26 protein-coding genes and 1 tRNA gene are annotated in these 23812 nt (G+C 67.5%); 19 read left to right on the forward strand and 8 right to left on the reverse strand.

Translation table 11 applies throughout. From position 1 onward, the window contains the following. Window positions 1–23 precede the first annotated feature (23 nt). The 9 genes from AB431_RS24215 (at window position 24) to AB431_RS24255 (ending at window position 7073) form a co-directional block, all read left to right on the forward strand. On the forward strand, window positions 24–815 hold the full coding sequence (locus tag AB431_RS24215) for an SDR family oxidoreductase (RefSeq protein ID WP_047332075.1): 792 nt from the start codon (window positions 24–26) through the stop codon (window positions 813–815). A gap of 9 nt (window positions 816–824) precedes the next feature. Next, window positions 825–1898 (forward strand): diacylglycerol kinase, encoded by a 1074-nt coding sequence (locus AB431_RS24220; protein WP_047332076.1) that lies wholly within the window; start codon window positions 825–827, stop codon window positions 1896–1898. 28 nt (window positions 1899–1926) lie between these two features. Next, on the forward strand, window positions 1927–2262 hold the full coding sequence (locus tag AB431_RS24225) for a hypothetical protein (protein ID WP_047332077.1): 336 nt from the start codon (window positions 1927–1929) through the stop codon (window positions 2260–2262). 32 nt (window positions 2263–2294) lie between these two features. Continuing rightward, window positions 2295–2537, forward strand: a complete 243-nt coding sequence (locus AB431_RS24230; RefSeq protein WP_047332078.1) for a hypothetical protein — start codon at window positions 2295–2297, stop codon at window positions 2535–2537. Between the two features lie 59 nt (window positions 2538–2596). Further along, entirely contained in the window at window positions 2597–3820 is a 1224-nt protein-coding gene (locus AB431_RS24235; protein ID WP_047332079.1) for an Nramp family divalent metal transporter, read from the forward strand. 1 nt (window position 3821) lies between these two features. Next, entirely contained in the window at window positions 3822–4880 is a 1059-nt protein-coding gene (locus tag AB431_RS24240) for a poly-gamma-glutamate hydrolase family protein (RefSeq protein ID WP_047332080.1), read from the forward strand. 74 nt (window positions 4881–4954) lie between these two features. Then, complete coding sequence (locus AB431_RS24245) at window positions 4955–5728, forward strand: DUF1365 family protein (RefSeq protein WP_082135793.1); 774 nt, start codon at window positions 4955–4957, stop codon at window positions 5726–5728. A 53-nt stretch (window positions 5729–5781) separates the two neighbouring features. Further along, window positions 5782–6345, forward strand: coding sequence for a sigma-70 family RNA polymerase sigma factor (locus tag AB431_RS24250; RefSeq protein WP_047332081.1), 564 nt, complete (start codon window positions 5782–5784; stop codon window positions 6343–6345). Next, complete coding sequence (locus tag AB431_RS24255) at window positions 6342–7073, forward strand: anti-sigma factor (protein ID WP_047332082.1); 732 nt, start codon at window positions 6342–6344, stop codon at window positions 7071–7073. The genes AB431_RS24250 and AB431_RS24255 overlap by 4 nt, the downstream gene beginning before the upstream one ends. Here the strand turns inward: AB431_RS24255 and AB431_RS24260 are convergent. Continuing rightward, window positions 7070–8164, reverse strand: a complete 1095-nt coding sequence (locus tag AB431_RS24260; protein WP_047332083.1) for a glutamate--cysteine ligase — start codon at window positions 8162–8164, stop codon at window positions 7070–7072. The two genes, AB431_RS24255 and AB431_RS24260, sit on opposite strands and share 4 nt — an antisense overlap. Before the next feature lie 114 nt (window positions 8165–8278). Between AB431_RS24260 and AB431_RS24265 the strand changes: the two genes are divergently transcribed. The 5 genes from AB431_RS24265 to AB431_RS24285 all read left to right on the forward strand — a co-directional run bounded on the left by AB431_RS24265 (window position 8279) and on the right by AB431_RS24285 (window position 12831). Beyond that, on the forward strand, window positions 8279–9112 hold the full coding sequence (locus AB431_RS24265; protein ID WP_047332084.1) for an LLM class F420-dependent oxidoreductase: 834 nt from the start codon (window positions 8279–8281) through the stop codon (window positions 9110–9112). A gap of 55 nt (window positions 9113–9167) precedes the next feature. Continuing rightward, entirely contained in the window at window positions 9168–9446 is a 279-nt protein-coding gene (locus AB431_RS24270) for a hypothetical protein (protein WP_047332085.1), read from the forward strand. Window positions 9447–9583: 137 nt separating this feature from the next. Then, a tRNA-Arg gene (locus AB431_RS24275) sits at window positions 9584–9656 on the forward strand. Window positions 9657–9684: 28 nt separating this feature from the next. Then, window positions 9685–10569, forward strand: coding sequence for an NAD(P)H-binding protein (locus AB431_RS24280; RefSeq protein ID WP_158423558.1), 885 nt, complete (start codon window positions 9685–9687; stop codon window positions 10567–10569). Window positions 10570–10656: 87 nt separating this feature from the next. Next, a complete protein-coding gene (locus AB431_RS24285) occupies window positions 10657–12831 on the forward strand; it encodes a SpoIIE family protein phosphatase (protein WP_082135955.1) in 2175 nt (724 codons plus the stop codon). A gap of 4 nt (window positions 12832–12835) precedes the next feature. Here AB431_RS24285 and AB431_RS24290 read toward each other — a convergent pair whose 3' ends face one another. Together AB431_RS24290 and AB431_RS24295 are read right to left on the reverse strand one after the other, a co-directional pair. Continuing rightward, complete coding sequence (locus AB431_RS24290) at window positions 12836–13966, reverse strand: diguanylate cyclase (protein WP_047332086.1); 1131 nt, start codon at window positions 13964–13966, stop codon at window positions 12836–12838. Between the two features lie 70 nt (window positions 13967–14036). Continuing rightward, window positions 14037–14720: a GAF and ANTAR domain-containing protein gene (locus tag AB431_RS24295; protein WP_047332087.1), complete on the reverse strand. Its 684-nt coding sequence runs from the start codon at window positions 14718–14720 to the stop codon at window positions 14037–14039. Window positions 14721–14950: 230 nt separating this feature from the next. Between AB431_RS24295 and AB431_RS24300 the strand changes: the two genes are divergently transcribed. From AB431_RS24300 to AB431_RS24310, 3 genes are read left to right on the forward strand one after another with little or no spacing between them, the layout of a single operon-like run. Next, a complete protein-coding gene (locus tag AB431_RS24300; RefSeq protein ID WP_047332088.1) occupies window positions 14951–16180 on the forward strand; it encodes an acetyl-CoA acetyltransferase in 1230 nt (409 codons plus the stop codon). Beyond that, window positions 16170–17687, forward strand: a complete 1518-nt coding sequence (locus tag AB431_RS24305; protein ID WP_047332089.1) for a carotenoid oxygenase family protein — start codon at window positions 16170–16172, stop codon at window positions 17685–17687. The genes AB431_RS24300 and AB431_RS24305 overlap by 11 nt, the downstream gene beginning before the upstream one ends. Beyond that, on the forward strand, window positions 17687–18643 hold the full coding sequence (locus tag AB431_RS24310; RefSeq protein WP_047332090.1) for a helix-turn-helix domain-containing protein: 957 nt from the start codon (window positions 17687–17689) through the stop codon (window positions 18641–18643). The genes AB431_RS24305 and AB431_RS24310 overlap by 1 nt, the downstream gene beginning before the upstream one ends. Here the strand turns inward: AB431_RS24310 and AB431_RS24315 are convergent. Then, a complete protein-coding gene (locus tag AB431_RS24315) occupies window positions 18636–19238 on the reverse strand; it encodes an LpqN/LpqT family lipoprotein (protein WP_144418359.1) in 603 nt (200 codons plus the stop codon). The two genes, AB431_RS24310 and AB431_RS24315, sit on opposite strands and share 8 nt — an antisense overlap. A 168-nt stretch (window positions 19239–19406) precedes the next feature. On the opposite strand from AB431_RS24315, the gene AB431_RS24320 reads away from it, so the two are divergent. After that, window positions 19407–19856: an Hsp20/alpha crystallin family protein gene (locus tag AB431_RS24320; protein WP_047333767.1), complete on the forward strand. Its 450-nt coding sequence runs from the start codon at window positions 19407–19409 to the stop codon at window positions 19854–19856. A gap of 31 nt (window positions 19857–19887) precedes the next feature. On the opposite strand, the gene AB431_RS24325 is transcribed toward AB431_RS24320, so the two are convergent. From AB431_RS24325 to AB431_RS24335, 3 genes are read right to left on the reverse strand one after another with little or no spacing between them, the layout of a single operon-like run. After that, window positions 19888–20487 carry a GNAT family N-acetyltransferase gene (locus tag AB431_RS24325; RefSeq protein ID WP_047332091.1) on the reverse strand — a complete coding sequence of 200 codons (600 nt, stop codon included), beginning with the start codon at window positions 20485–20487 and terminating at the stop codon, window positions 19888–19890. Next, window positions 20484–20906 carry a hypothetical protein gene (locus tag AB431_RS24330; protein WP_047332092.1) on the reverse strand — a complete coding sequence of 141 codons (423 nt, stop codon included), beginning with the start codon at window positions 20904–20906 and terminating at the stop codon, window positions 20484–20486. Before AB431_RS24330 ends, AB431_RS24325 begins: the two co-directional genes overlap by 4 nt. Window positions 20907–20915: 9 nt before the next feature. Continuing rightward, window positions 20916–22490, reverse strand: a complete 1575-nt coding sequence (locus AB431_RS24335) for an ABC-F family ATP-binding cassette domain-containing protein (RefSeq protein ID WP_047332093.1) — start codon at window positions 22488–22490, stop codon at window positions 20916–20918. 145 nt (window positions 22491–22635) lie between these two features. On the opposite strand from AB431_RS24335, the gene AB431_RS24340 reads away from it, so the two are divergent. Then, window positions 22636–23079: a cupin domain-containing protein gene (locus AB431_RS24340; protein ID WP_047332094.1), complete on the forward strand. Its 444-nt coding sequence runs from the start codon at window positions 22636–22638 to the stop codon at window positions 23077–23079. Here the strand turns inward: AB431_RS24340 and AB431_RS24345 are convergent. Further along, window positions 23069–23800 carry a 3-keto-5-aminohexanoate cleavage protein gene (locus AB431_RS24345; protein ID WP_047332095.1) on the reverse strand — a complete coding sequence of 244 codons (732 nt, stop codon included), beginning with the start codon at window positions 23798–23800 and terminating at the stop codon, window positions 23069–23071. The genes AB431_RS24340 and AB431_RS24345 overlap by 11 nt on opposite strands. Between the last annotated feature and the right edge of the window lie 12 nt (window positions 23801–23812).

Below are 23812 nucleotides of genomic sequence, written 5' to 3' on the forward strand. Positions count from 1 at the left end.
CGCCGACAAGGGAAGAGGGACACGTGATACTCGACAAGTTCAGACTTGACGGGCAAGTTGCAGTGGTCACCGGCGCCGGCCGCGGCCTGGGAGCGGCGATCGCCGTCGCATTCGCCGAAGTCGGCGCCGACGTCGTCATCGGCTCGCGCACCCAATCCGAATTGGAGTCGGTCGCCCAGCAGATCGAGGCGGTAGGCCGTCGCGCCCACATCGTCGTCGGTGACCTCGCCCATCCGGAGACGACGGCCGAGCTGGCCGGCACCGCCGTCGAGGCGTTCGGCAAGCTCGACATCGTCGTCAATAACGTCGGCGGCACAATGCCCAACGCCCTGCTCAACACCAGCGTCAAGGACATGAAGGACGCCTTCACGTTCAACGTCCTGACCGCACACGCCCTCACACTGGCGGCCGTGCCGTTGATGATCGAACATTCCGGTGGCGGCAACATCATCAACATCACCTCGACGATGGGCCGACTGGCCGGGCGCGGATTCGCCGCTTACAGCACCGCCAAAGCCGCCCTGGCGCACTACACCCGGCTGACTGCGCTGGACCTCTGCCCCAAGGTCCGGGTGAACGCCATCGCACCGGGCTCCATCCTCACCTCGGCACTGGAGATTGTCGCGTCCAACGACGCACTGCGCGACCCGATGGAGCAGGCGACGCCCATGAAGCGACTTGGCGATCCGCTCGACATCGCCGCGGCCGCCGTCTATCTCGCCTCACCCGCCGCGAGTTACCTCACCGGCAAGATGATCGAGGTCGACGGCGGCCTCATCGTGCCGAACCTCGACCTTCCCATCCCGGACCTCTAAGGAGCGCTCATGGCCATCCGCGTCGCCCAAGTCGGCACCGGCAATGTCGGTGTCCACGCGCTCAAGGCGCTGATCACCAACCCGGCGTTCGAACTGATCGGGGTCTGGGTCTCCTCGGATTCCAAGGCAGGCAGGGACGCCGCCGAACTGGCCGGGCTCGCCGACCCCACCGGCGTCACCGCGACCACCGATCTGGACGCGATCCTGTCGGCCAAGCCGGATGCGATCGTCTACAACGCGCTGGCCGACAACCGGCTGCCCGAGGCGCTGGAGGACTACCGGCGCATCCTGGCCGCCGGTATCAACGTCGTCGGCAGCGGCCCGGTCTTCCTGCAGTGGCCGTGGGAGGTGATTCCCGACGAGATGATCACGCCGCTGGAAGATGCTGCCCAACAAGGTAATTCGACCCTCTTCGTCAACGGGATCGACCCGGGATTCGCCAACGACCTGCTGCCGCTGGCGCTGGCGGGCACCTGCCAGAGCATCGAGCAGATCCGCTGCATGGAGATCCTCGACTACGCCACCTACGACAGCGCCACGGTGATGTTCGACGTCATGGGCTTCGGCAAGCCACTCGACGACATCCCGATGTTGCTGCAGCCCGGCGTGCTGAGCCTGGCCTGGGGCTCGGTGATCCGCCAGATCGCGGCCGGGCTCGGTGTCGAGCTCGACGGCATCGAAGACATGTACGTGCGCCAGCCTGCGCCCGAGGACATCGAGATCGCCGCCGGCACAATCGCCAAGGGCACGGCCGCGGGGCTGCGCTTCGAGGTGATCGGCTTGGTCGACGGCGCACCGGCGATCGTCCTCGAGCACGTCACCCGGCTCCGCGAAGACCTCTATCCGGAGTGGCCGCAGCCGGCCCAGCCCGGCGGCAACTACCGCATCGAGATCACCGGCGAACCGTCCTACGCCGTGGACGTGTGCCTGGGCTCGCCGAACGGCGACCACAACCACGCCGGGTTGGTGGCCACCGCGATGCGCCTTGTCAACGCGATCCCGTCAGTGGTGGCGGCACCGGCCGGCATCTGCACCACCATCGACTTGCCGCTCGTCACCGGCAAAGGGCTGTACGCTCCCTAGTTAGGGAACTGCCAGGAAAGGAATGTAAATGCGGCAAAGGCTGCGCTACGTCTTTCCGATCATCACCGCGGCCGGTGTGGCTGCCGGCGCGCTTGCGCCGACCGTGTCCGCTGACACGACGTTGATCAACCCGACGATTCCCAGCTGCGTCGACACTGGCGGCAGCACGGTCATCGGTGGCCAGACCACCGAGTGCGCCACGCCCGGCAACGTGCAACTCAACTCGACCCCCGAGGTCCCCGAGGATTTCGCCTACCCCTGGGGCGACGAGTTCTACGGTCCTGCACTGATTTTCGGTGGCCCCGGCCCCGTCGACCACGGCGGTGGCGGAGGTGGCGGCGGCCACGGCGGCGGAGGCCGCTGACTTTTTCTCACACGGCCACGAAGGAGGCCACCATGCGTACCAAGATTGTTCTTGGCGCTCCCCTACTTATCGCGGTTGTGAGTGCGGTCCTGGCCGTCCCGGCGGCCGCCCGCCCGGCCCAGTGCACGGACACCGGCCCCAGCACCACTGTCTGCGAAACTCCCGGACACGCAGCGATCGTCACGTCGCCGAACCCGGCGTTGCAGAATCCGCTGGCCGGCTGGGGCTGGGGTGGGGTCGGAATCGGTCTGGGCGGGATCTTCATCGGTTTCTGACGAGCCGTTTCGGTTACCCTAACTTTTCAGTTTGAGGCACCGGATAGAAAGCTCGGCGATTGGCACAGGTGACGCGCGCCCGTAGCGCAGGTTGGTATCTGCTCGGTCCGGCCTTTGTCGCGGCGATCGCGTACGTCGACCCGGGCAACGTCGCGGCCAACATCAGCGCCGGCGCACAGTTCGGCTTCTTGCTGGTCTGGGTGATCGTCATGGCCAACGTGATGGCCGGATTGGTCCAATACCTGTCGGCCAAACTGGGCCTGGTCACCGGGCGGAGCCTGCCCGAGGCCGTGCGGGACCACACCCGCACGCCGACCCGGATCGGGTATTGGCTGCAGGCCGAGCTGGTCGCTATCGCCACTGATCTCGCCGAGGTGGTCGGTGGTGCCATCGCGCTGCGGCTGCTGTTCGGCCTGCCGTTCCTGCTCGGTGGCGCGATCACCGGGGTCGTGTCGCTGATCCTCCTGGCCGTGCAAGATCGGCGTGGGCAGCAGGTGTTCGAGCGAGTCATCACGGGTCTGCTCATGGTCATCGCGATCGGCTTCCTGTCCAGCCTCTTCGTGCGGACGCCACCCGTCGCCGAGGTTCTGGGCGGGCTGCTGCCCCGCTTCGACGGCCCGGAGAGTGTCCTGTTGGCCACCGCCATGCTCGGCGCGACCGTGATGCCTCACGCGGTCTACCTCCATTCGGGGCTCGCCCGCGACCGGCACGGGCATCCCGAGGCGGGGCCACCGCGCGCCCGGTTGTTGCGGATCACCCGATGGGACGTCGGCATCGCCATGCTCGTGGCGGGTGCGGTCAACATGTCGATGTTGCTGATCGCGGCGACCAACCTGCAGGGCCGCGACGACACCGACTCGATCGAGGGGGCCCACGCCGCCGTTCGCGACGCGCTAGGTCCAACTGTCGCAATGCTTTTCGCGATCGGTCTACTGGCCTCCGGTCTGGCGTCGACGTCGGTTGGGGCGTATGCCGGTGCGATGATCATGCAGGGGCTGTTGCACAAGACCTTCCCGCTGCTGGTGCGCCGGCTGGTCACGCTGATCCCCGCACTCGTGGTGCTCGGCACCGGTATCGATCCCAGCCGCGCGCTGGTCATGTCGCAAGTCGTGCTGTCGTTCGGGATCCCGTTCGCACTGATCCCGCTGATCCGCCTGACCAGCAAATCGGAGCTGATGGGCGCCGACGTCAACAGCGCAGTGACCACGGCATGCGGCTGGACGGTGGCCGGAGTGATTACGCTGCTGAACGTGGTACTGATTTATTTCACGCTCGCCCACTGACATGCGGCACCCGTATTTCGCCTACGGGTCGAACCTGTGTGTGCAGCAGATGGCCCGGCGTTGTCCCGAAGCCGCCGACCCCCGACCGGCGACTCTGGCAGACCATGACTGGCTGATCAACGAGCGGGGCGTCGCGACGGTCGAACCTTTCGCGGGCAGCGAAGTACACGGAGTGCTGTGGTGGCTGAGCGATCACGACCTGGCCACCCTGGACAGCGCCGAGGGCGTGCCGGTGCGCTACCGCCGCGACCGGCTGACCGTGCACACCGCCGACGGACCCGCCCCGGCCTGGGTGTATATCGACCACCGCACCGAACCCGGTCCGCCCCGGCCCGGGTATCTGGAGCGCATCATCGACGGCGCCCTGCACCATGGCCTGCCGCAGCGCTGGGTGGACTTCCTGCGCCGCTGGGATCCCGCGAACTGGCCGCGGCCGCGGTCATCGAATAAGTCCGGCCCGCAGACACTTTCGGAACTGCTCGCCGATCCATCGGTTGCCGAGGTGAGTCGGCTGCGGTCGCGGTTCGGATTCCTCGCCATTCATGGCGGCGGCCTGGAGCAGATGACCGACGTCATCGCCGAGCGCGCCGCCGACGCCGCGGGCGCGTCGCTCTATCTGCTGCGCCACCCGAAGGACTATCCGCATCACCTGCCGTCCGCGCGCTATCTCGCCGCCGAATCCGAGCGCCTCGCCAACTTTCTCGACCACGTCGAGGTTGCGGTGTCGCTGCACGGCTACGGCCGCATCGGGCGCAGCACCGAGCTGCTGGCCGGCGGCCGCAATCGGGAACTCGCGAGCCACCTCGCAGGCCATCTCGAAGTGCCCGGGTACCGGGTCGTCACCGAGCTCGATGCCATCCCGGCCGAATTGCGCGGCCTGCATCCCGACAACCCGGTCAACCGGATGCGCGGCGGCGGCACACAACTGGAACTGCCGACACGGGTGCGGGGCGTGAGCCCGCGCAGTCAGCCGCCGAATGCCGACGACGGCCTGTCCCCGGTCACGTCGGCGTTGGTGCAGGGTCTGGTCGCGGCGGCGCACGCCTGGCCGGGGCCCTGATGCGCACGAATGGCGTCGTCTGCGTCTGTTAAGTCACACCCCATCCACGGGTCGGCCTGCTCCGAATAACTGGTGTGGAACCGACAAGCACCCGCCGCCCGACGACCGCGCTGTACCGGACCCGCATCACGCAGTTACACAGGTCACCGGTGCACCACCACACCGAGCGCAGCAGCTACAGCTGGTACGTCGACATCGATGACCTGCCCCGCCTGCCCCGCTGGCTGCAGCCGTTCGCCCGCTTCGAGGCAGAAGACCACTTCCACGGTGCGTCCGGAGACACCCTGCGCCAACGGGTCGACGCAGTGCTGGCCGACCACGGCGTTCACCTACCGGGTGGCCAGATCACCGCGCTGCTGTTGCCGCGCGTGCTGGGTCGGGCGTGCAATCCGCTGAGCCTGTTCTGGTGTCACAGCGCCGACGGTGTCCTGCGGTGTGTGCTCGCCGAGATGCAGCATGGCGGGCGCCAACACGTCCACCTGCTGCCGCCGGGTGAATGCGCGTCGCCGTTGGGCGGAACGGGCGGCCAGTTGGTGATCCGCGCCCCACAGCCCGACCAGGAGGTGGACCTGCGGATGTCGCTCGTCCACGACCACGAGACCGCACTGGTCGCGACCGTCCGCGGCGCCCGGCGGCCCGCGACCGTCGGGCAGATTCTGCGGCTGCAGGTGACGGCACCGCTGGCTCCGCAGATGACCGCGTTGAGCATGCGGGTCCACGAATTCGTGTTGCGCATGCGAGGTGTCCCGGCGATTCCGCGCCCCGCCGAGCAGCCGGAACGGCCGCCGCACACGGTGGCACTCCGCCCCGGCTGGACCGCACAGAAACGCTCGTGGATGCCATCGTGACATGCGCGGCCACAGGGGCCGTTAGGCTACGCCACGATGCCAGCAACACTTGGATGGCGGCGTTGACGACCGCGGCTGCAGAACTCGACGCCCTGCTGCGTCGAGTGGCACAGCGCGACGCAGATGCTTTTGCCACTTTTTACGACGCCACCCGCTCGCGGGTGTACGGCCTGGTCACTCGAGTTCTGCGAGACCAGGGCTACAGCGAAGAGACCACCCAGGACGTCTATCTGCAGGTGTGGCGGACTGCGGAAAGCTACGACCCGGCGTCGGGCAGCGCGGTGGCGTGGCTGCTCACCCTGGCGCACCGTCGTGCCGTGGACCGGGTGCGCTCCGAGCAGGCGGCCACCCAGCGCGACTCCCGCTACGGCGCGGCGAGCGTGGAGCCACCGTCGGATAACGTCGCCGACGCGGTGATCAGCGAGGATGAACGACGACAGGTGACCGCCTGCCTGGACGGGCTCACCGAAGTGCAGCGCGAGTGCATCGAACTCGCCTATTACCAAGGAATGACCTACGTGCAGGTCTCGGAGCGGCTGGCCGCCAACCTGGCTACCGTGAAATCGCGGATGCGCGATGCGCTTCGCGGCTTGCGTAATTGTTTGGGTGTGCGATGACTGAACCACACGCCAGCGACCTGCTGGAACTGGCCGTGCCGTATGCGCTGCATGCGGTGTCGGACGCTGAGCGCGGCGAGATCGAGGACCGGCTGGCGCAGCTGGGCCGGACCGACGCCGACGCCTTCTACGACGAGGTGCGGGCCGTCCGCGAGACCATGGCCGTCGTCTCGTCCGTGAGCGCGAGCGAGCCGCCGGCCGCTCTGCGGGAACGGCTGCTGTCCGCGGTGGCTGCCGACAACGTGCGCAGTCTCCCCGCGGCACAACCTGTTTCGACGGGCCGGGGCTGGCGGGCCGCGGTGTTGGCGGCCGCGGCCGCGGTGGTGATCGGCCTCGGCGCGGTCGGTGTCGGTATCGCGCTGCGGCCCGAGCCGGCGAAGGTGTCCACCGCGCAGCAGGTGTTCGGCGCCAAGGACGTACACACCGTCTCCGGCGCGATCCCCGGTGGCGGCACCGCGACGTTGGTCTTCTCCCGCGAGAAGAACGCCGGCGTGCTGGTGATGAACGATGTGCCGAAACCGGCACCGGGCACGGTCTATCAGATGTGGCTGGTCGGGAACACCGGTGCCACCTCGGCCGGGACGATGGACGACAACGCGGTGACGCCGTCGACGACGGCGGTGCTGCCCGACCTCGGCAACTCGAAGGCGCTGAAGTTCACCGTCGAACCGGGAACGGGCTCGACCCAGCCGACCGGCCAGGTCGTCGCCGAACTGCCGTTGGCCTAGGTTTCGAGCGTCGCCTCGGCGGCGACCGCGATCACGTCGGCGACATCGCGGCGTTCCCGCCACGCGGCCCGTTGCCGCATGGCGCCGTTGCCGTCGCGCAGCAGGCGCCCCAGCTCGGCGTGCACCCACTCACTGTCGCCGAGATCGTCCAGCGCGGGCTGCAACAATCCCAGCCACTCGCCCAACACCCGGGAGGTCGGGGCCGTCGCCCACCCCTCGATGACATCGATCGCCTGACCGTCCAACCCGTCGTGCGCGGCTTTCCAGTAAGCGGCCCGCACGATGTGGTCGTCGACCTTGGGCGCCTTGTGGCCGCCGCGCTCGGCGGCCAGTGCGGTCATCACCGCGGCGCGGCTCAGCGTTGCCAGCAGGACGGTCTCGGCCGCGGTGGCCGGAACGTCGGCCACCCTGATCTCCACGGTCGGGAACTTCCTGGACGGCCGCACATCCCAATAGACCATTCCCTCGTCGAGCATGGCGCCGGCGTCGTTCATCAGCGCGACGATCGAGTCATAATGCTCGGCCGAGTCGAAGTGCGGGGGCGGCCCGGCGCTGGGCCAGCGCCCCCACAGCACACTGCGCCAGCTGGCGTGGCCGCTATCGGCGTTGCGATAGATCGCCGAGTTGGCGGTCAGTGCCAACAGCATGGGCAGCCACGGCCGCAACCAATTGCTGACGGCGATCGCCGCGTCGCGGTCGGGTACCTCGACGTGCACGTGGCATCCGCAGATGCCCTGCTCGTGGGCGATCATGCCGAACCGCTCGGCGATCTCGCGATAGCGCGGGGTGTCGGTGATCGGGAAACTGTGCGGAACCGTGGGCGGCAGACCGACGGCCAGCAGTCGCGCACCGGCCTTCTCGGCCGACTCGGCCGCAACCTGCCGAAGCTCGATGATCTGTTGGCGCAGTTGCGAACTCGTCTGCGCCACGTCGGACGTCGTCTCGACCTGACACGAGGTCAACTCGAGTTGCAGGTCGACACCGCGCTCGGCCGCGTACTCGGCGACCTCGGTGTTGCGGGCGACCGGTTCGCCGGTGGTGGGATCGACGAGGAGGAATTCCTCCTCCACGCCGACGCTGGGGTGATTCACGAAGCACAGACATGCCCGCGCCGAGGTGGGGCCAAACCCAAATCGCAGGTCAACCGTGCCACATAGCGGGACCAACCCTGTCGATCGCGGCGCGCCCGGCCATAGCATGCCGCAATGGGCAGAGATTTTCGCTTCGGCATCGGTGTGCGATCGGTCAAGTCGGCACAGCGGCTGCGCGAGACGGTGCGCCGGTTCGAAGATCTCGGGTTCGACGTCCTGCACGTGCCGGACCATCTCGGCCGCTTCGGCGTGCCCGCACCTTTCCCGACGATGGTCGCCGCCGCCGAGGCCGCCAAGACAATGCGGGTGGGGACGTTCGTGATCAACGCAGCGTTCTACAAACCCGCTCTGCTGGCCCGCGACGCCATCGCCGTCGACGTCCTGAGCGACGGGCGGCTCGACCTCGGGCTGGGCACCGGCTACGTGCGGGAGGAGTTCGAAGCCGCCGAGATGCCGTACCCGAGCGCCGGCGAGCGGGTCGATCACCTGCGGCACACCACCCGGTACCTCAAGCAGACCGCGCCGACGATCCCGATCTTGATCGCGGGCAACGGGGATCGGGTGCTGCGCATCGCCGCCCAGCACGCCGACATCATCGGCCTCACCGGGGGCGGGGTGCCGCAGTACCCCGGCCATGACCCGCTCGCCGAGCGGATCGACTTCGTGCGGGCAGCGGCCGGTGACCGGTTCGACGGTCTCGAATTGAACATCGCGATCACCGGCGTGCCGACGGATTCGTCGGGCATCCCGGACCTCGCGCTGACCCGCGGCTACGCCCCGGATGCCACCGAGGAACAGCTGCTGGCACTGCCGACGGTGCTCACCGGAACGCCCCGCGATATCGCCGACACGCTGCGGGCCCGCCGCGACGAATACGGGATCACCTACTTCACCGTGCAGGACTACCACGCCGAGTATTTCGCCAAGGTCATCGAGCAGCTGCGCTAGGGGTTTGCGATCCCGTAAGTCGGGCAATGGCTCCAGAGCACGGGAGGCAAAGAGCATGGCGGTTTTACACGGCTTCTTGACGGAGCACGACGGTTACGACGACGGGAAAGTGCAGCAGTGCGCCGAGGGTGTGCTGGTGGGCTTGAAACGCTGCACGGTGGACGCCGCCTCCGGGGAGATCGACAAGGTCTCCGCGCGACATCACCTGGACAGCAGGCGGGTGGCCCATGCCCTGGTCCGGCTGGCTCAGGGCGTCGAACCCGAGGCCGACAGCAATGCGACGGCGGTCGCCCGCTACGAGTGGGGCGCGTTACTGGCGGGACGCCGATCATGATGCGGCGCATCGCCGCCTGGATTCGCCACGACTACCCCAGCGCGGCACCGGCGCAGGGCCACTGCGCACTGGTCGCACTGTGCCCATCTCGCGCTGGTCGCGCTGTGCCCACCACGCGGTAAGCTGCCAGCCGTTGCGCCCCCGTAGCTCAGGGGATAGAGCACGGCTCTCCTAAAGCCGGTGTCGCAGGTTCGAATCCTGCCGGGGGCACTGTGTGTACAAGGCGATGGATAACAGCATGCTGCTGATCACCGGACCGTCGGGCAATGTGGGTCAAGAAGTGGTCGAGGTGCTGCGCACCCGGTTGCAACCGGGCCAGTGGCGAGTGGCCAGCCGGCATCCGGACCGCCTGTCCGCCTTGCTGCAGGGTCAGGCAGACGTCCGTGCTCTCGATTTCTTCGACCGCACGACCTGGGCCGCCGCGCTGGACGAAGTGGAGTACCTCTTTCTGCTGTTTCCGTTGCCGGGCAATCGCGCGGCACGCGAGGCCGTGATTCCGTTTCTGGAGTCAGCCGAGCAGGCTGGTTGTCGTCAGGTGGTCTACGTGTCGGTCTTCGGCGCGGATCGAGCCCGCTTCATCCCGCACTACAAGGTGGAAGCCGCGCTGAAAGCCAGCGGTATGAGCTACACCATCCTGCGGTGCAGTTTCTTCATGCAGAACCTGCACCGCGCGTTGTCGACGCACGGCATTGACATCGCCGAACGCGGCGAGCTGTTCATTCCCGCAGGCCGGGGGCTCACGACGTTCATCGACGCGCGTGACGCCGCCGATGTCGCCGTCCGTGCACTACTCGAGCCCGAGGCACACCGAGATCGCGTTTATCACCTGACCGGCCCGGCCGCTCTGTCCATGGCCGAGGTAGCCGCGAAACTGACTGCTGCGCTTGGCTTCCCGGTGCGCTACACCCACCCGAGCCTGTTCCGTTTCGCCACCAGACTGCGTCGACGCAATGTCGGCTGGGACACGATCGGCTTCATGGCCGCTGTCTACACGCTGACGCGCCTCGGCCGCAATCAGCCGCTCACGAATGAGGTGGCCGCATTGCTGGGCCGACCACCCAGGACACTGGAGCAGTTCGTCGGTGACAGTGCGTGGCGGTGGCAGCAGCACGAGTGGACCTGAGCACTGCCGATGTGCGGCGGTTACGCTCACGAAAATCGTCGATGAATTCAAACAACCGGCGGCGGCGGGATCCATAAGCTGATGCGGATGTCCGGATCTGCTGGGTCTTCTGCAGGCCCCGAGCACGGCGGCTGGCCCGACCGGCTGGGGTCGGCCACCGGCTTGTTCGGCTGGGTGACGGTCGCCTACCTAGCCGGAGCCGTGTTGTCCTGGCAGTCGTTCGGTGCCGGCATCGGGCCGTCCTTCTTCCCGCCGGCGGGCGTAACGGTGGCGGCAATGGTCCTCAACCGCCGTGGTCGGTGGCCGATCATCGTCGCCGCCATCGTGATTGCCGAGCTGGCGGTGGACCTGCGCTACGGCGCCGGACTCCGTTCCGCCGTGATGTATGCGCTGGCGAACTCGGTGGAAGCCATCGTCGGAGCCTCGCTGCTGTTGCGATGGTGCCGGGGAGTTCCCGACCTGCGGCTGCGCCCGGACCTTGCGAAGTTCGTCGCCGCCGCATGTGTTGCCGGCCCGCTGACCGGTGCGCTGATCGGCGGCTCCGTGAGCGGGCTCGACAACGGGCTGATGTGGTACACCGCCGTCTTGCATTGGTGGGCCGGCGACGCAATCGGTGTTCTTGTGGTGGCCGGACCGATTCTGTTGTGGCGCAAGCAGATCGGAATTCTGCGAGCACGGCGCGCCGAGTCGGTACTGGTACTTGCGGTGACCGCCGCCCTGTCCTTCGCGGCCTTTTCGGTGCAGACACCGCCGGCTGTGCTGCTACTTCCCATTCTGGCGTGGGCAGCCATCCGCCTTGACGTCATCGGTGCGGCATTGGCTGGTGCGGTGGTGGCCTTCACGGCCAATTACATGACCGCGTCGGGCAACGGCCTGTTCGCATCCATGAATTCCGCGCCCCAAACCCGGCTGGCGTTGACCCAGGCATTCATCGCCGTCATGGTTCTGGTTTCGATGCTGGTGGCTCAAGAGGCGGCGGGGCGGCTCAACGTCATTCGCCTGCGACAAGCCGAACTTCGTGAACGCGGCCGGATCCAAGCCCTGGCGCGGCTGGCCCAGTCTCTATCGGCGGCGCTCACTCCCAGCCAAATCGGTGATGCCGTGGTGGAACACGTGTTGAACGACGCGGGGGCCCAGGCAGTGACCCTCGGGTTGGTCAGTGCTGACGGGCGCTGGTTGAACTGGGTGCGAACCGCCGGCTACCCAGAGAAACTGGCGACCCGCTTCGGTGAGGCCACCTCGTTGGACGACCCGTTGTCCGCTACCGAAGCCATCCGCACCGGGCAGCCCGTGATCATTCGCAGCCCAGCCGAGTTCCAGCGCCGGTTCCCCCGCAACCGGAGCTGGATGGCGTTGAGCGGAGCAGCATCCCTGGTGAGCTGGCCGCTGACATCTGGCGGCAAGCCGGTTGGCGCACTGGGGATGATGTGGACCACGCCGCAACCGCTTGACAGCGCCCAGGTGGCTTACGCGTCGACGGTGGCCACGATGGTGGGTCAAGCCCTGGTACGCGCTCAGCTCTACGCCGACGAGCACGCTCGGGCGGCGATTCTGCAGGCGGCAGTGTTGCCGACCGAACCCGGCGACGTCCCCGGATTGAAGCTGGCCGTCAGCTATGACCCGGCCGCTATCGAACAGGGCTTGGGCGGCGACTGGTACGACGTGATGGCCCTACCCGGCGGGAGGATCTATCTGACGGTCGGCGACGTGGTGGGTCATGGACTACCCGCCGTCGAGGACATGGCTCAATTGCGCAGCGCGGCAAGGGCATTTGCGATCCAAGGACTGCGGCCCGCACAGCTTCTGGCTGAAGTCAACACATTCACCGCTCATGCCAGCCATGGCAAGTTCGCGACTCTTGCGGTCGCGGAGTTCGACCCTGCGACCGGCTCGCTGTCGTACGGTTCGGCTGGCCATCCGCCGGCGTTCCTGCGGCGTGCCGGCAGCGGCCGCGTGCTGCGCCTCACCGAGGCCACCGGACCGGTGCTTGGACCCGTCCATGACGCCGTATACACCTCGGGTGAGGTCACTGTGGAGCCGGGCGACATCCTGGTGATGTACACCGACGGTCTGGTCGAGCGTCGCGGATATGACATCGAGGACGGAATGAGCAAGGCGCAGAGCATCATTGCGGGCTGGCACGCCGACACCTCGTTGACCGACGAGTGCCGGCTGCTGACGTCGACGCTTTCTCCGCCGCCACGCAGCGACGACGTCTGCGTCCTCGCGGTCCGATTCCAGAACGCGCAGGCGGAACGGTGAACCGCTAGGCGATCGATTGGTTGGCGTCGCCGCCGTGATGCGGTGGTCGCCGATCGACGGGATCGGTGTCCTGGTGCCGGCAACCATTTCCGCCGGCCCGCTTCGCCCGGTACATCGCCCAATCGGCCGTGGCCACAAGCCGGTCGACGAGCGACTTGTGGTCCCCGTCGGTGTCGGACAGCCGGACCGCGGTGGTGCCGACACTGGCGGTGACGCCCGCGGGCGACTCGGCGATAGACCTGCAGAGCCGTTCGGCCAGTTCATGGCAGTCGGCGCTGGGCGACGCGACAGCTACCAGGAACTCCTCGCCGCCACTGCGCGCGACGACCGCATTGGTTCCGGCGGCCCGCTCGAGGGCGCGTGCCACGTGCATCAACGCCGTGTCACCGGCCGCGTGGCCGTAACGGTCATTGACCGACTTGAACTTGTCGAGGTCGATCAATGCCACCGCCAGATGTGCGTCGAGCTCCCTGCCGACCTCGATGAGCCGGAACGCCTGGCGGCGGAACGTCCGCCGGTTGAGCAGCCCGGTGAGGGGGTCGCGTTCGGCGCGAAGCAGGTCCGTGCCGAGTGCGCGGACCAGGAATTGAATGGCCAGTGGCAGCGCGATGTTGATCTGGATGATCAGCCACCAGTCCACGGCGGCAAGGGCCGGATGCCCGTCGGCCGCCATCCGCACCGCACCGCTGCTCACCACGGCCGCCGCGACGGCGAAGTTGTAGAGCACCAGTGCCGTGGTGTGCATGAACGCGATGTAGGCGCCGATCGTCGCGAACGCGATGCAGCCGATGACCGCGGGCAGCGGGGTGGGATACGCCAGGCACGCCAGTGCGACCGAGGCGTTGGTGGCCAAGGCGAACGCCAGAGACTCACGCCGGCTTGGCCACTTCACGATGAACAGCGCAGAGCCGGCAACCCCGCCTGCGATGGCGAGCCAGGTCATGACCACCGGCAGCGTTCCGACGGGCCCATCAGCAGAGGCGAGTAACGCCAGCAGGCACGCGACGAACGATGCGGCCAGAGACGCCATCAGCGCACGCGCGGCACCGCGCATTCCGCGGGCGGCCAGGTAACCACTCAGCCATTCGTAATGAGTGGATTGCTGCCACCAGCGCCTGAGCGCACCCCTCACCATCGAGCGACCCCCACCAGCACCTCAAATCTTCGGATCAACGATACCGGTGGTCCAGTAGGGTTCGCGCCCGCTAGGAGCCCCGGGTTTCGATGACTCGGTTGGCGATGTCGATCAGCCGGGTGTTAGAGGTCTGGGACAGCTCACGCAACATCTCGAACGCGCGCATGGCGTCGACGTTGAAACGTTCCATGATGACGCCCTTGGCCTGACCGATGATGTCGCGGGTGTTCAATGCCGATTCGAGTTGCTCGCCGTGGCGGCTGGCCAGGATCGCCGACGCCGCATGGGCGGCCAGGACTGAGCCGATCGCCTCGGACTGTCCGTCGAAGGCGTGGGCCTGGAGACCGAACAGGTTCAGCGCACCGGCCGTCGAGTCGCCGGTGTAGAGCTTGAACGACAGGCCGCTGCGAACCCCGAGTTCGGCGACGGCAGCGCTGTACTTGGGCCACCGCCGCTCGGTGGTGAAGTCGTCGGTCCGCACGATCACCTCGCCGAGCGCGGCCTGGATGCACGGGCCTTCCCCGCAGTCCTCCTGCAGTGCGTCGAGCTTGTAGATCAACTCCGACGTCCCGAACAGCGAATCGAACTTGCCGCCCTTGCCCAGCAACAGCACGCCGCAGGTGTCGGTGCCCGGGATCATCTCGGTGGCCGCGGCGGTCACTCCGGCCAGCACCTCGTCGACGTTGCGGGGCACCGCGGTGGCCCTGGCCAGCTCGGCCATCCGCAACGCCAGATCGTGGTTGGACACAGACATCAAGCAAGTGTGCCCCACCGTCGGAGAAACTGAAGCACCCGCCCAGTCGATGAATAAGTTTGTGGATGAACGCCTGGGGCAATGCTGTGGCCCAAGCGGGCGCGGTGGTCGACACCCACGCTCGCTGAGGTCCTGTCGGTTCAGACCACGAGCCGACGGGGCCGCCCCTAATACCGACGGCTCAGCCGAATCCGCCCCGGCACTCTCTTAGCTGTAGTAATTTCGGCGCTGTGGCGAGCAATGTCTGGATTCTCGGTGGTTATCAGACCGACTTCGCCCGAAACCTCACCCGCGAAGATCGGGACTTCGCCGCGCTGACGAGCGAGGTCGTCGACCTCACCCTGAGCGAGTCGATGATCGACGCCGCCGACATCGACGTCGTTCACGTCGCGAACGCATTCGGTGAGATGTTCGCGCGTCAGGGTCATCTCGGTGCGATGCCCGCCACCGTCCACGACGGGCTATGGGACACCCCGGCCACCCGCCACGAGGCGGCCTGCGCGTCGGGCAGTGTCGCCGCACTGGCGGCCATGTCCGATCTACGGGCGGGCAACTACCGCACCGCGCTCGTCATCGGCGTGGAACTGGAGAAAACCGTGCCCGGTGACACGGCCGCAGCCCACCTCGGCGCCGCGGCGTGGACCGGCCACGAGGGCGCGCAAGCCAGGTTCCTGTGGCCATCGATGTTCGCCGAGGTCGCCGACGAGTACGACCGCCGGTTCGGCATCGACGACGCGCACCTGCATGCGATCGCGGCCGTGAACTTCGCCAACGCCAAACGCAACCCCAAGGCACACACCCGGGACTGGGTGGTCCCCGATCTGGTGGCGCACGGCAGCGACGACGCCGTCAACCCGCCGACCGAGGGCCGGATCCGCCGCTACGACTGCAGCCAGATGACCGACGGGGGCGCGGGCGTCGTCCTGGTCAACGACGACTTCCTGCGTGACCACCCGGGAGTGCGCCCGATCGGGCTGATCGAGGGCTGGGGTCACCGGACGGTCGGATTGGGCCTTCGGCAGAAACTCGACCGCGACGCGGCGAACCCCTACGTGATGCCGCACGTCCGGGCGACCGCGCGCGACGCGTTCAACCGGGCCGGCATCGAGCTCGACGATCTCGACGGCATCGAGGTACACGACTGCTTCACTCCGAGTGAGTACCTCGCCATCGACCACATCGGACTGACCGGGCCGGGCGAATCGTGGAAGGCCATCGAGAACGGGGAGATCGAGATCGGCGGCCGGCTGCCGATCAACCCCAGCGGTGGTCTCATCGGCGGCGGCCACCCGGTGGGCGCATCGGGCATCCGCATGATGCTCGACGCCGCCAAACAGGTCAGCGGCCTCGCCGGGGACTACCAAGTCGACGGCGCTCGCCGGTTCGGCACGCTGAATTTCGGCGGAAGCACCGCGACCACAGTCAGTTTCGTGATCAGATCGGCAGACGATGGACACTGAGATCGTCGGGAAGTTCCTCTCGACGCTGCCGGAGGACGACGACCACCCGTACCGCACCGGCCCCTGGCGACCGCAGACCACCGAGTGGCGCGCCGACGACCTCCTCGTCGTCGACGGAGAGATCCCGACCGACCTCGACGGGGTCTATCTGCGCAACACCGAGAACCCGCTGCACCCGGCTCTGAAGGCGTATCACCCGTTCGACGGTGACGGCATGCTGCACATCGTTGGGTTCCGTGACGGAAAGGCGTTCTACCGCAACCGCTTTGTTCGCACCGACGGGTTCGCGGCGGAGAACGCTGCCGGTGGCCCGCTCTGGCCGGGCCTGGCAGAACCACTGCCGCTCGCGAAGGTCGATTACGGCTGGGGCGCGCGCACGTTGATGAAGGATGCCTCCAGCACCGACGTGGTTGTGCACCGGGGCACCGCGTTGACGAGCTTCTACCAGTGCGGTGACCTGTACCGCGTCGACCCGTACTCCGCCGAGACGCTCGGCAAGGAGACGTGGGGCGGCCGCTTTCCGGCCGACTGGGGTGTCTCGGCCCACCCCAAGGTCGACGAACGCACCGACGAAATGCTGTTCTTCAACTACTCGAAGAAGGCACCCTACATGCACTACGGGGTCGTCGACGCGAACAACGACCTGGTGCACTACGTCGATGTGCCGCTGCCCGGCCCGCGACTGCCGCACGATATGGCTTTCACTCGAAACTACGTGATCCTCAACGACTTCCCGCTGTTCTGGGATCCCGAACTGCTGGAGCGCGACGTGCACATGGCCCGGTTCCATCGGGACATGCCGTCGCGGTTCGCGGTCCTGCCCCGGCGGGGCACGAGTGGCCAGATCCAGTGGTTCGAGGCCGACCCGACGTTCGTGCTGCACTTCGTCAACGCCTACGAGGATGGTGACGAGATCGTACTGGACGGTTTCTTCCAGGGCGATCCCGAGCCGACCGACAACGGCACCGGCACCAAGTGGCAGCGGGCGTTCCGGTTCCTCGCGCTCGACCGCATGCAGGCCCGGCTGCACCGCTGGCGGCTCAACCTGCGCACCGGCGGGCTCACCGAAGAACCGTTGTCGGACAGCATCACCGAGTTCGGCATGATCAACACCGGTCATCTCGGCGAGCCGTATCGCTACACCTGGGCTGCCACCGGTAAGCCGGGCTGGTTCCTGTTCGACGGACTGGTCCGCCACGACGTGCGCACCGGCGCCGAAGAGCGCTACTCCTTCGGCGACGGGGTCTACGGCAGCGAGACGGCCATGGCGCCGCGCGTCGGCAGCCGGGCCGAGGACGACGGCTACCTGGTCACGCTCACCACCGACATGACCGCCGACGCCTCGTACTGCCTGGTTTTCGACGCGGCCCGGCTCGCCGACGGTCCTGTGTGCAAACTTCAACTGCCGGAACGGATCTCCAGCGGCACACACTCCACCTGGGTAGCCGGAGACGCGCTGCGCCGCTGGCATACCGCGGACTCGGCCGCCGAGGCGATCGGGCTGTAGTGAGCGAAACGCAGTCCGTCGAGACGCCCATCGTCCTGGCGCCCGACGGCCCCAATGCCATCGGCCGCATGCTGGGCCTACTCGGCGACGAGTGGAACCTACTGATCGTCCAGCAGGCGCTGCTCGGCGCCAGCCGCTACAGCCAGTTCATGTCGCGGCTGCCGATCTCGAACTCGGTGCTTACCAATCGGCTGCGGACCCTGGTCGGCGACGGACTGCTGACCCGCAAGGTGCATGCCTCCACCCGGGCGCGTACCGAGTACCTGATCACCGGCCGCGGGCGTTCGCTGTGGCCGGCACTGTTGTCGATCTGGGAGTGGGAACGCAACTGGGTCGCCGAGCATCAGGAAGCGTTACCAGCCATGCGCCACCTGGCGTGCGGGTCGCACTTCGCACCGTTGTTGCGGTGCAACACCTGTCTGGCCGTGGTGACCGGATCCGAAGTGGAGCTGAGCCTGGGCCCGAGCGGAGATTGGACACGGTCGGCGCCGGCCGCCTCGACGCGGCGCCGATCGGAATCCGAGAGCGCGGCGCGCGAGGCCGGGCTGTTCCCGCAGACGATGAGCGTGTTCGGTAATCGTTGGGCTGCAGCACTTCTGGTGGCGGCCTTCCTGGGCACCACCCGCTTCACCGATTTCCAGACCCAGCTCGGCGCGCCGCCGAGCCTGCTGGCCGAACGGCTCCAGACGTTCTGCAATCTCGGCGTGTTCACCACCGCGCCGACATCGCGCTCCGGTCCTGAGCGCGCCGCCTACCTGTTGACCGAGAAGGGGCGGGCGTTCTTTCCGGTGCTGACCGCCGCATTGCAGTGGGCGCAGTGGTGGTTCCAGGCGCCCGAAGGACCGGCGATCGTGATGACCCACAATGGCTGCGGGTCGGGTTTCACCGGCGAGCTTGCCTGCGATCGCTGCACCGAACGGCTGAGCGGGGCCCAGGTCAGTACCGTCGCTATTTAGGCGGAAGTATCTGGAATCCCTTGAGGATCGCGGCCGAATCGGCTGCGTAGGTGGGGTTGTCGGGCTTGATCGTCTGCACGGTCAGCGTGCTGACGTAGTTGATGTCGCCATCTTGGTAAACCACCGCCAGTGAGGTGGCGGTGCGGGCCGGGATCTTGCCCATGGCCGGCGCGGTGTACGAGGTGGTTTGGGCGGTCGACCCGCACACCTGTGCGGGAGTGCTCTTGAGATCCTTGACCTTCAGCCGCGCGACCAGCTGCTGGTTCTGCGCGTCCAGGATTGCCTGCGCGTGGCCCACGTCGGTACTCACCTTCTGCAGGGTGACGACGGCATTGGGGGTGAATCCCTCATCGGTGAGCCCCGGATTCCGGATGGCGTACCGGATCGACTCGGAGTCCAGCTTGGTGGTGCGCTCCCAGCCCTGCGGCTGCGGTAGTCGCAGCCGCGGCTCCTGGTCGGTGCGGGTTGGGATGTCGGTCATCGGCAACGACACCTCGTTGCACTTGGCGGCTTCGGCCTTGTTCTTGTCGTCCGAACAGCCCGTGATCGTCACCGTCAGCGCGACCGCCAGTACGGCCGCCGCGACTGAAGTCACCTTGTGCAATGTCACCCCTTCGAAGAGCCCGGCCCAGCCTACCGGGGCCGCGAAATCTCCGAAAAAAGTGTTAGCACTCTCCACCTCCGAGTGCTAATCTGGCAGTGCACAGTAAAGCTGCCCGCCAGGGTGGTGGGCTTGCGTTCAGCGATGCAGGAGGTGAGTACTGTGCTTCGCTTCGATCCGTTCAATGACCTTGAAGCCATGACCCGGGGACTGTTGGCCAGCCAGACCGGAACCGATCGCAGCCCCCGATTCATGCCGATGGACCTCTACAAGGTCGACGACCATTACGTGCTGACCGCCGACCTTCCCGGCGTAGATCCAGGTTCGATCGACGTCAATGTCGACAACGGGACTCTGACGCTCACGGCGCACCGGTCGGCCCGCTCCGAGGACTCGGTGCAGTGGTTGACCAGTGAGAGATTCTTCGGCACCTACCGCCGGCAGCTGTCACTCGGTGAAGGTGTCGACACCGCCAAGATCTCGGCCACCTACGAGAACGGCGTGTTGACGGTGACGATCCCCCTGGCCGAGCGCGCCAAGGCGCGCCGCATCGAAGTCACCCGTTCCGGCGAGAGCAAGCCCATCGAGGCGACCACCGTCGAAGCGGGCTGAGGCTCAACCGTTTTTAGTTCAGGCTCAGCCGTCACCTATGACGGTTGAGCCTGAACGTCAGGTTGTTGCGCACCGCCGGCCATTCGATGTCCAGGATGGAGTACACCACGGTGTCGCGGCGGGATCCATCGGCGAGCAGCTGATGGCTGCGCAGCACTCCGTCGAGCTTGGCGCCGAGGCGTTCGATCGCTGCCCGGCTCACGTGATTGAAAAAGTGCGTGCGGAATTCGACAGCGACACAACCGAGTTGGTCGAACGCGTGCGAGAGCATCACCAGCTTGGTCTCAGTATTGACCCCGGTGCGCCGCGCCGATGCCGAGTACCAGGTGTGGCCGATCTCGAGCCGACGATTGGCGGCATCGACGTGGAACATGCTCGAGGAGCCGACCACCACACCGTCGGTCCGTCGCCGGATCACGTAGGTGACACCGTCGTCGGAGCCTTGCATGGTCTGCATGCGGCTCACCCACGTCGCGGTGGACTCCGGCGAAGGCGCGCTGGTGAACCACAGCTCGCCGACCGAGCCGTCGGCGGCCGCGTGCGCCAGTTCGGGTATGTGAGAGTCATGCAGTGGCTCAAGGGAAACCCATTGCGCGCCGGTCAGCGTGACCGGTTCGACGAACCGGCTCATCTGCGGCGCGCCAGAGCGGTGATCAACGCCCACACCGACGACAGCACCGCACCGCCCGCGCACACCGCGCCAATGTAGAAGCCGTACCCCACCGACACCGATCCGCTGACATTGAGGTGGTAGTACCAGTAGGTCAGCACGCCGAGCAACACCGAAATCACCAGCGCCGCCGCAGCGGCCAGGCGCGGGGACAGATTGCGCGCCACCATCGCACCGGTGACGATCAGCGCCGACGCCAGCAGCACGATCAACTGGCCGGCGCCGAAACGGGGCGGCAGCACGATACTGCCGACGGTGCCACCGATGGCGCTGGCCCGGCCGCCGCCCTTGACCGGGGTCGTCAACCACGGCAGCCAGGCGCTGATCGCCAATATCGCCGCGCAGAGCACGACGAACCAGCCCGCACGCAGGTGTGCCATGGTCAGACCCTAACCCGCCGCATCCAATACACCGGGCTGCCGCATCGACAGGGTCCGGTCCAGATCCAGCCGAGCCAGGAACTCGTCGTCGTGGCTGACCACGATCAGGGCGCCGCGGTAGGCACGCAGCGCGTCGACCAGCTGGGCCACGCTGGCCAGATCGAGGTTGTTCGTCGGCTCGTCGAGCACGAGAAGTTGGGGCGGCGGCTCGGCCAACAGCAGTCGTGCCAGCGCCACCCGGAACCGTTCACCGCCGGATAGGGTGGCCACGGGCCGGTACACCGAGTCGCCGCGCAACAGGAACCGCGCCAGGCGGGTTCGCACGAGCGCGGAGTCGGCATCCGGCGCCGCGGCGCGCACGTTGTCCAGCACGCTGGCGCCGTCGTCGAGCCCGTCGATGCGCTGCGGCAGGTAGCCGACACGATCGGTCAGTAAACGGCCCGCACTGCCTGCGATCAGATCGTCCAGGAACCGGGTCTTGCCGACGCCGTTGCGCCCGACGACAGCGACCCGTTCGGGACCCATCACCACCAATGGTCCACGCGTGCCTGGCAATTCGGCGATCCTTCGGGTGGCTGGCACACCGGGGTCAGGCAGGTCGACGTGAATGTGTTCGTTACCGCGCAGTCTCGCCTCGGCGGACTGCAGCGCCTCGGCGGCGTCGGCCGCCTTGTCCTCGAGCCCTGCGCGCAGCTTGCCCGCCGATACCTCCGCCGACGATGCCCAGTTGTTCATCACGATCTTCGGCGCCCGCTTGTTGGCGTAGTCCTTCTGCGCCTTGCGATTACGGCGAGCGAGCTTGGTCTCCGCCGCCGCGCGCTGTCGTCTCTGCACGCGCACCGTCTGTTCAGCGGCCGACACCGCCTGTGCGGCGGCGGCCTGTTCGCTTTCCAGATGGGCGAGCCATTCGCGATAAGGACCGCCGAACGACGTCAGCCGCTGGTTGTGCAGCTCGGCGGTGTGGCTCATCCGGTTCAACAGCGCCACATCGTGACTGACGACCACCAGCGACCCGGGCCAGTCGGCGATCAGGTCGTACAACCTGGTCCGGGCGTCGCGGTCGAGGTTGTTCGTCGGCTCGTCGAGCAGGGTGATGGCGGCCGGCTCGAGCCGAAGGGCGGTGATCGCCAACAACATCGCCTCCCCGCCGGATACCTGTCCCACTGTCCGGTCCAGGTCGGCGGGCTCCAAGCCGATTACGCGCAGCGCCTCGCCGGCGCGATCCGCGACGTCCCAGTCCTCACCGATCACCTCGAAGTCCCGTTCGGTCGCGCAGCCGGATTCGATTGCGCGCAGCGCAGCCAACTTCGCGCCGATACCGAGCACGTCGGCGATCGGCCACGTTGCGTCGAGGGTCAGGGTCTGCGGCAGGTAGGCGACGTCGCCGCCGGTGATGACCCGGCCGCGGGTCGGGGTGAGCTCACCGGCGATCAGGCGCAGCAGGGTTGACTTGCCGCTGCCGTTGGCGCCGACGAGTCCGGTCCGGCCGGTGGACAGCGTGGCGTCAAGGTCGCTGAGCGCGACGGATCCGTCCGGCCAGACGAAGTCGAGGTCGATCAGGGTGATGGCGGATTCGGTAGGCATGGGTCTCCACGTGGTTGTCAGCGGGCGGGGAAGCGGCGCTGTGATCCACGATGGGGACCCTCCTTTGGGACGCACGGGCAGGAACGACCGCCACGGTAGTGGCGTAATTACCTGCGGACAACCGATTTATCCCTACGCTGAAGCCATGGATCTCCCCGACTGGGTTCGCAAGCTCGAGATGGGACCCCATCCCGAAGGCGGCTTCTTCCGCGAGACCTGGCGCAGCGAGCTCGTCGTCGGCGAGTCCGCGTTGCCGCCGGACTACAACGGCCCGCGCAACGCCGGAACCGCAATCTATTTCGTGCTGCTGCCCGGTCAGCAGTCCGCCTGGCACACCGTGCGCAGCGCCGAGCTGTGGCTGTACCACCGCGGCAGTCCGCTGCTGCTCGACATTGGTCCGGAAAAGGAAAGCGCCACAAGGGTTCTGCTCGGCCCGGACGTCCTTGCCGGTCAACAGCCACAGGTGCTGGTGCCCCCGGGTCACTGGCAGCGGGCCCGTCCCCGCGACGACGAGCCGACGCTGGTCAGCTGCGTCGTGGTGCCGGGCTTCGACTTCGCGGATTTCGCGTTGGCGCCCCCTAGCGATTGACCGTCCGCAGCAGGTCGAACGCCGCGGCAACGAGTTCGGCGTTACCCGGCGCAATCGATCCGTCCGGCAACGCCACGGTGTCCTCCAACCCGATGCGGGTCTGCACTCCCCGCACGCCCGCGTGGGCCAGCAGCGGCCAGCAGCTGTCATCGAGGCCATGCAGCAATGCCGGCGCCGGCGAGCCGGCCCGCTGGATCCGCGCCAGCAGGTCGTCTGCGGTCGCGGTGTCCCCGTCGGGTCCGAGTTCGATCATCACCCGCAGGCAGTGCGGAGCCAGCTCCGAGCTCGCCCACGCTTGTGCGGCATCGGCATGAAAGATGCCGGCCTCCACCCCGACGCCCCGGCTCAGCAACAGCTCTGCCAGCTCCTCGGCGCCGGGTTCATGCCAGTTGACCGAGGCGAAGTCGGGCAGCACGGTCCACGCCTCGACCGTGCGCAACCGCCGCTGCGGATCGGGCAGCGCCCAGAACCCCGTCGTCACACCCAACGGCAGGCCCGGCACCGCGTGCCGCACTGCGCTCACCGCGGCGGCGACGACCTCCGGCTCCAGCGAGTCCGCCCCGTCGGCGGTCTTGGGGTGCAGGTGCACAGCCCGCGCCCCAGCGCCGTGCGCAGCGACGGCCGCGGCGGCCAGCTGCGGCGGCGACACCGGAAGGCCGGCGTGCTGATCGGGGGTGCGGGCGCCGTTGATGCAGGCCTTGACGTAGGGAGCTTTGGACACACGTCATTGTCA

Source organism: Mycobacterium sp. EPa45 (assembly GCF_001021385.1).
Classification (GTDB): Bacteria; Actinomycetota; Actinomycetes; order Mycobacteriales; family Mycobacteriaceae; genus Mycobacterium.

What these genes read in the sequence shown, in the direction of transcription:
- AB431_RS24325 (WP_047332091.1), bottom strand. Translation starts at nt 20,487, where the DNA reads ATGAGCCGGTTCGTCGAACCGGTCACGCTGACCGGCGCGCAATGGGTT.
- AB431_RS24225 (WP_047332077.1), top strand. Translation starts at nt 1,927, where the DNA reads ATGCGGCAAAGGCTGCGCTACGTCTTTCCGATCATCACCGCGGCCGGT.
- AB431_RS24220 (WP_047332076.1), top strand. Translation starts at nt 825, where the DNA reads ATGGCCATCCGCGTCGCCCAAGTCGGCACCGGCAATGTCGGTGTCCAC.
- AB431_RS24250 (WP_047332081.1), top strand. Translation starts at nt 5,782, where the DNA reads ATGGCGGCGTTGACGACCGCGGCTGCAGAACTCGACGCCCTGCTGCGT.
- AB431_RS24330 (WP_047332092.1), bottom strand. Translation starts at nt 20,906, where the DNA reads ATGGCACACCTGCGTGCGGGCTGGTTCGTCGTGCTCTGCGCGGCGATA.
- AB431_RS24335 (WP_047332093.1), bottom strand. Translation starts at nt 22,490, where the DNA reads ATGCCTACCGAATCCGCCATCACCCTGATCGACCTCGACTTCGTCTGG.
- AB431_RS24230 (WP_047332078.1), top strand. Translation starts at nt 2,295, where the DNA reads ATGCGTACCAAGATTGTTCTTGGCGCTCCCCTACTTATCGCGGTTGTG.
- AB431_RS24265 (WP_047332084.1), top strand. Translation starts at nt 8,279, where the DNA reads ATGGGCAGAGATTTTCGCTTCGGCATCGGTGTGCGATCGGTCAAGTCG.
- AB431_RS24240 (WP_047332080.1), top strand. Translation starts at nt 3,822, where the DNA reads ATGCGGCACCCGTATTTCGCCTACGGGTCGAACCTGTGTGTGCAGCAG.
- AB431_RS24280 (WP_158423558.1), top strand. Translation starts at nt 9,685, where the DNA reads ATGCTGCTGATCACCGGACCGTCGGGCAATGTGGGTCAAGAAGTGGTC.
- AB431_RS24290 (WP_047332086.1), bottom strand. Translation starts at nt 13,966, where the DNA reads ATGGTGAGGGGTGCGCTCAGGCGCTGGTGGCAGCAATCCACTCATTAC.
- AB431_RS24270 (WP_047332085.1), top strand. Translation starts at nt 9,168, where the DNA reads ATGGCGGTTTTACACGGCTTCTTGACGGAGCACGACGGTTACGACGAC.
- AB431_RS24305 (WP_047332089.1), top strand. Translation starts at nt 16,170, where the DNA reads ATGGACACTGAGATCGTCGGGAAGTTCCTCTCGACGCTGCCGGAGGAC.
- AB431_RS24295 (WP_047332087.1), bottom strand. Translation starts at nt 14,720, where the DNA reads ATGTCTGTGTCCAACCACGATCTGGCGTTGCGGATGGCCGAGCTGGCC.
- AB431_RS24255 (WP_047332082.1), top strand. Translation starts at nt 6,342, where the DNA reads ATGACTGAACCACACGCCAGCGACCTGCTGGAACTGGCCGTGCCGTAT.
- AB431_RS24340 (WP_047332094.1), top strand. Translation starts at nt 22,636, where the DNA reads ATGGATCTCCCCGACTGGGTTCGCAAGCTCGAGATGGGACCCCATCCC.
- AB431_RS24285 (WP_082135955.1), top strand. Translation starts at nt 10,657, where the DNA reads ATGTCCGGATCTGCTGGGTCTTCTGCAGGCCCCGAGCACGGCGGCTGG.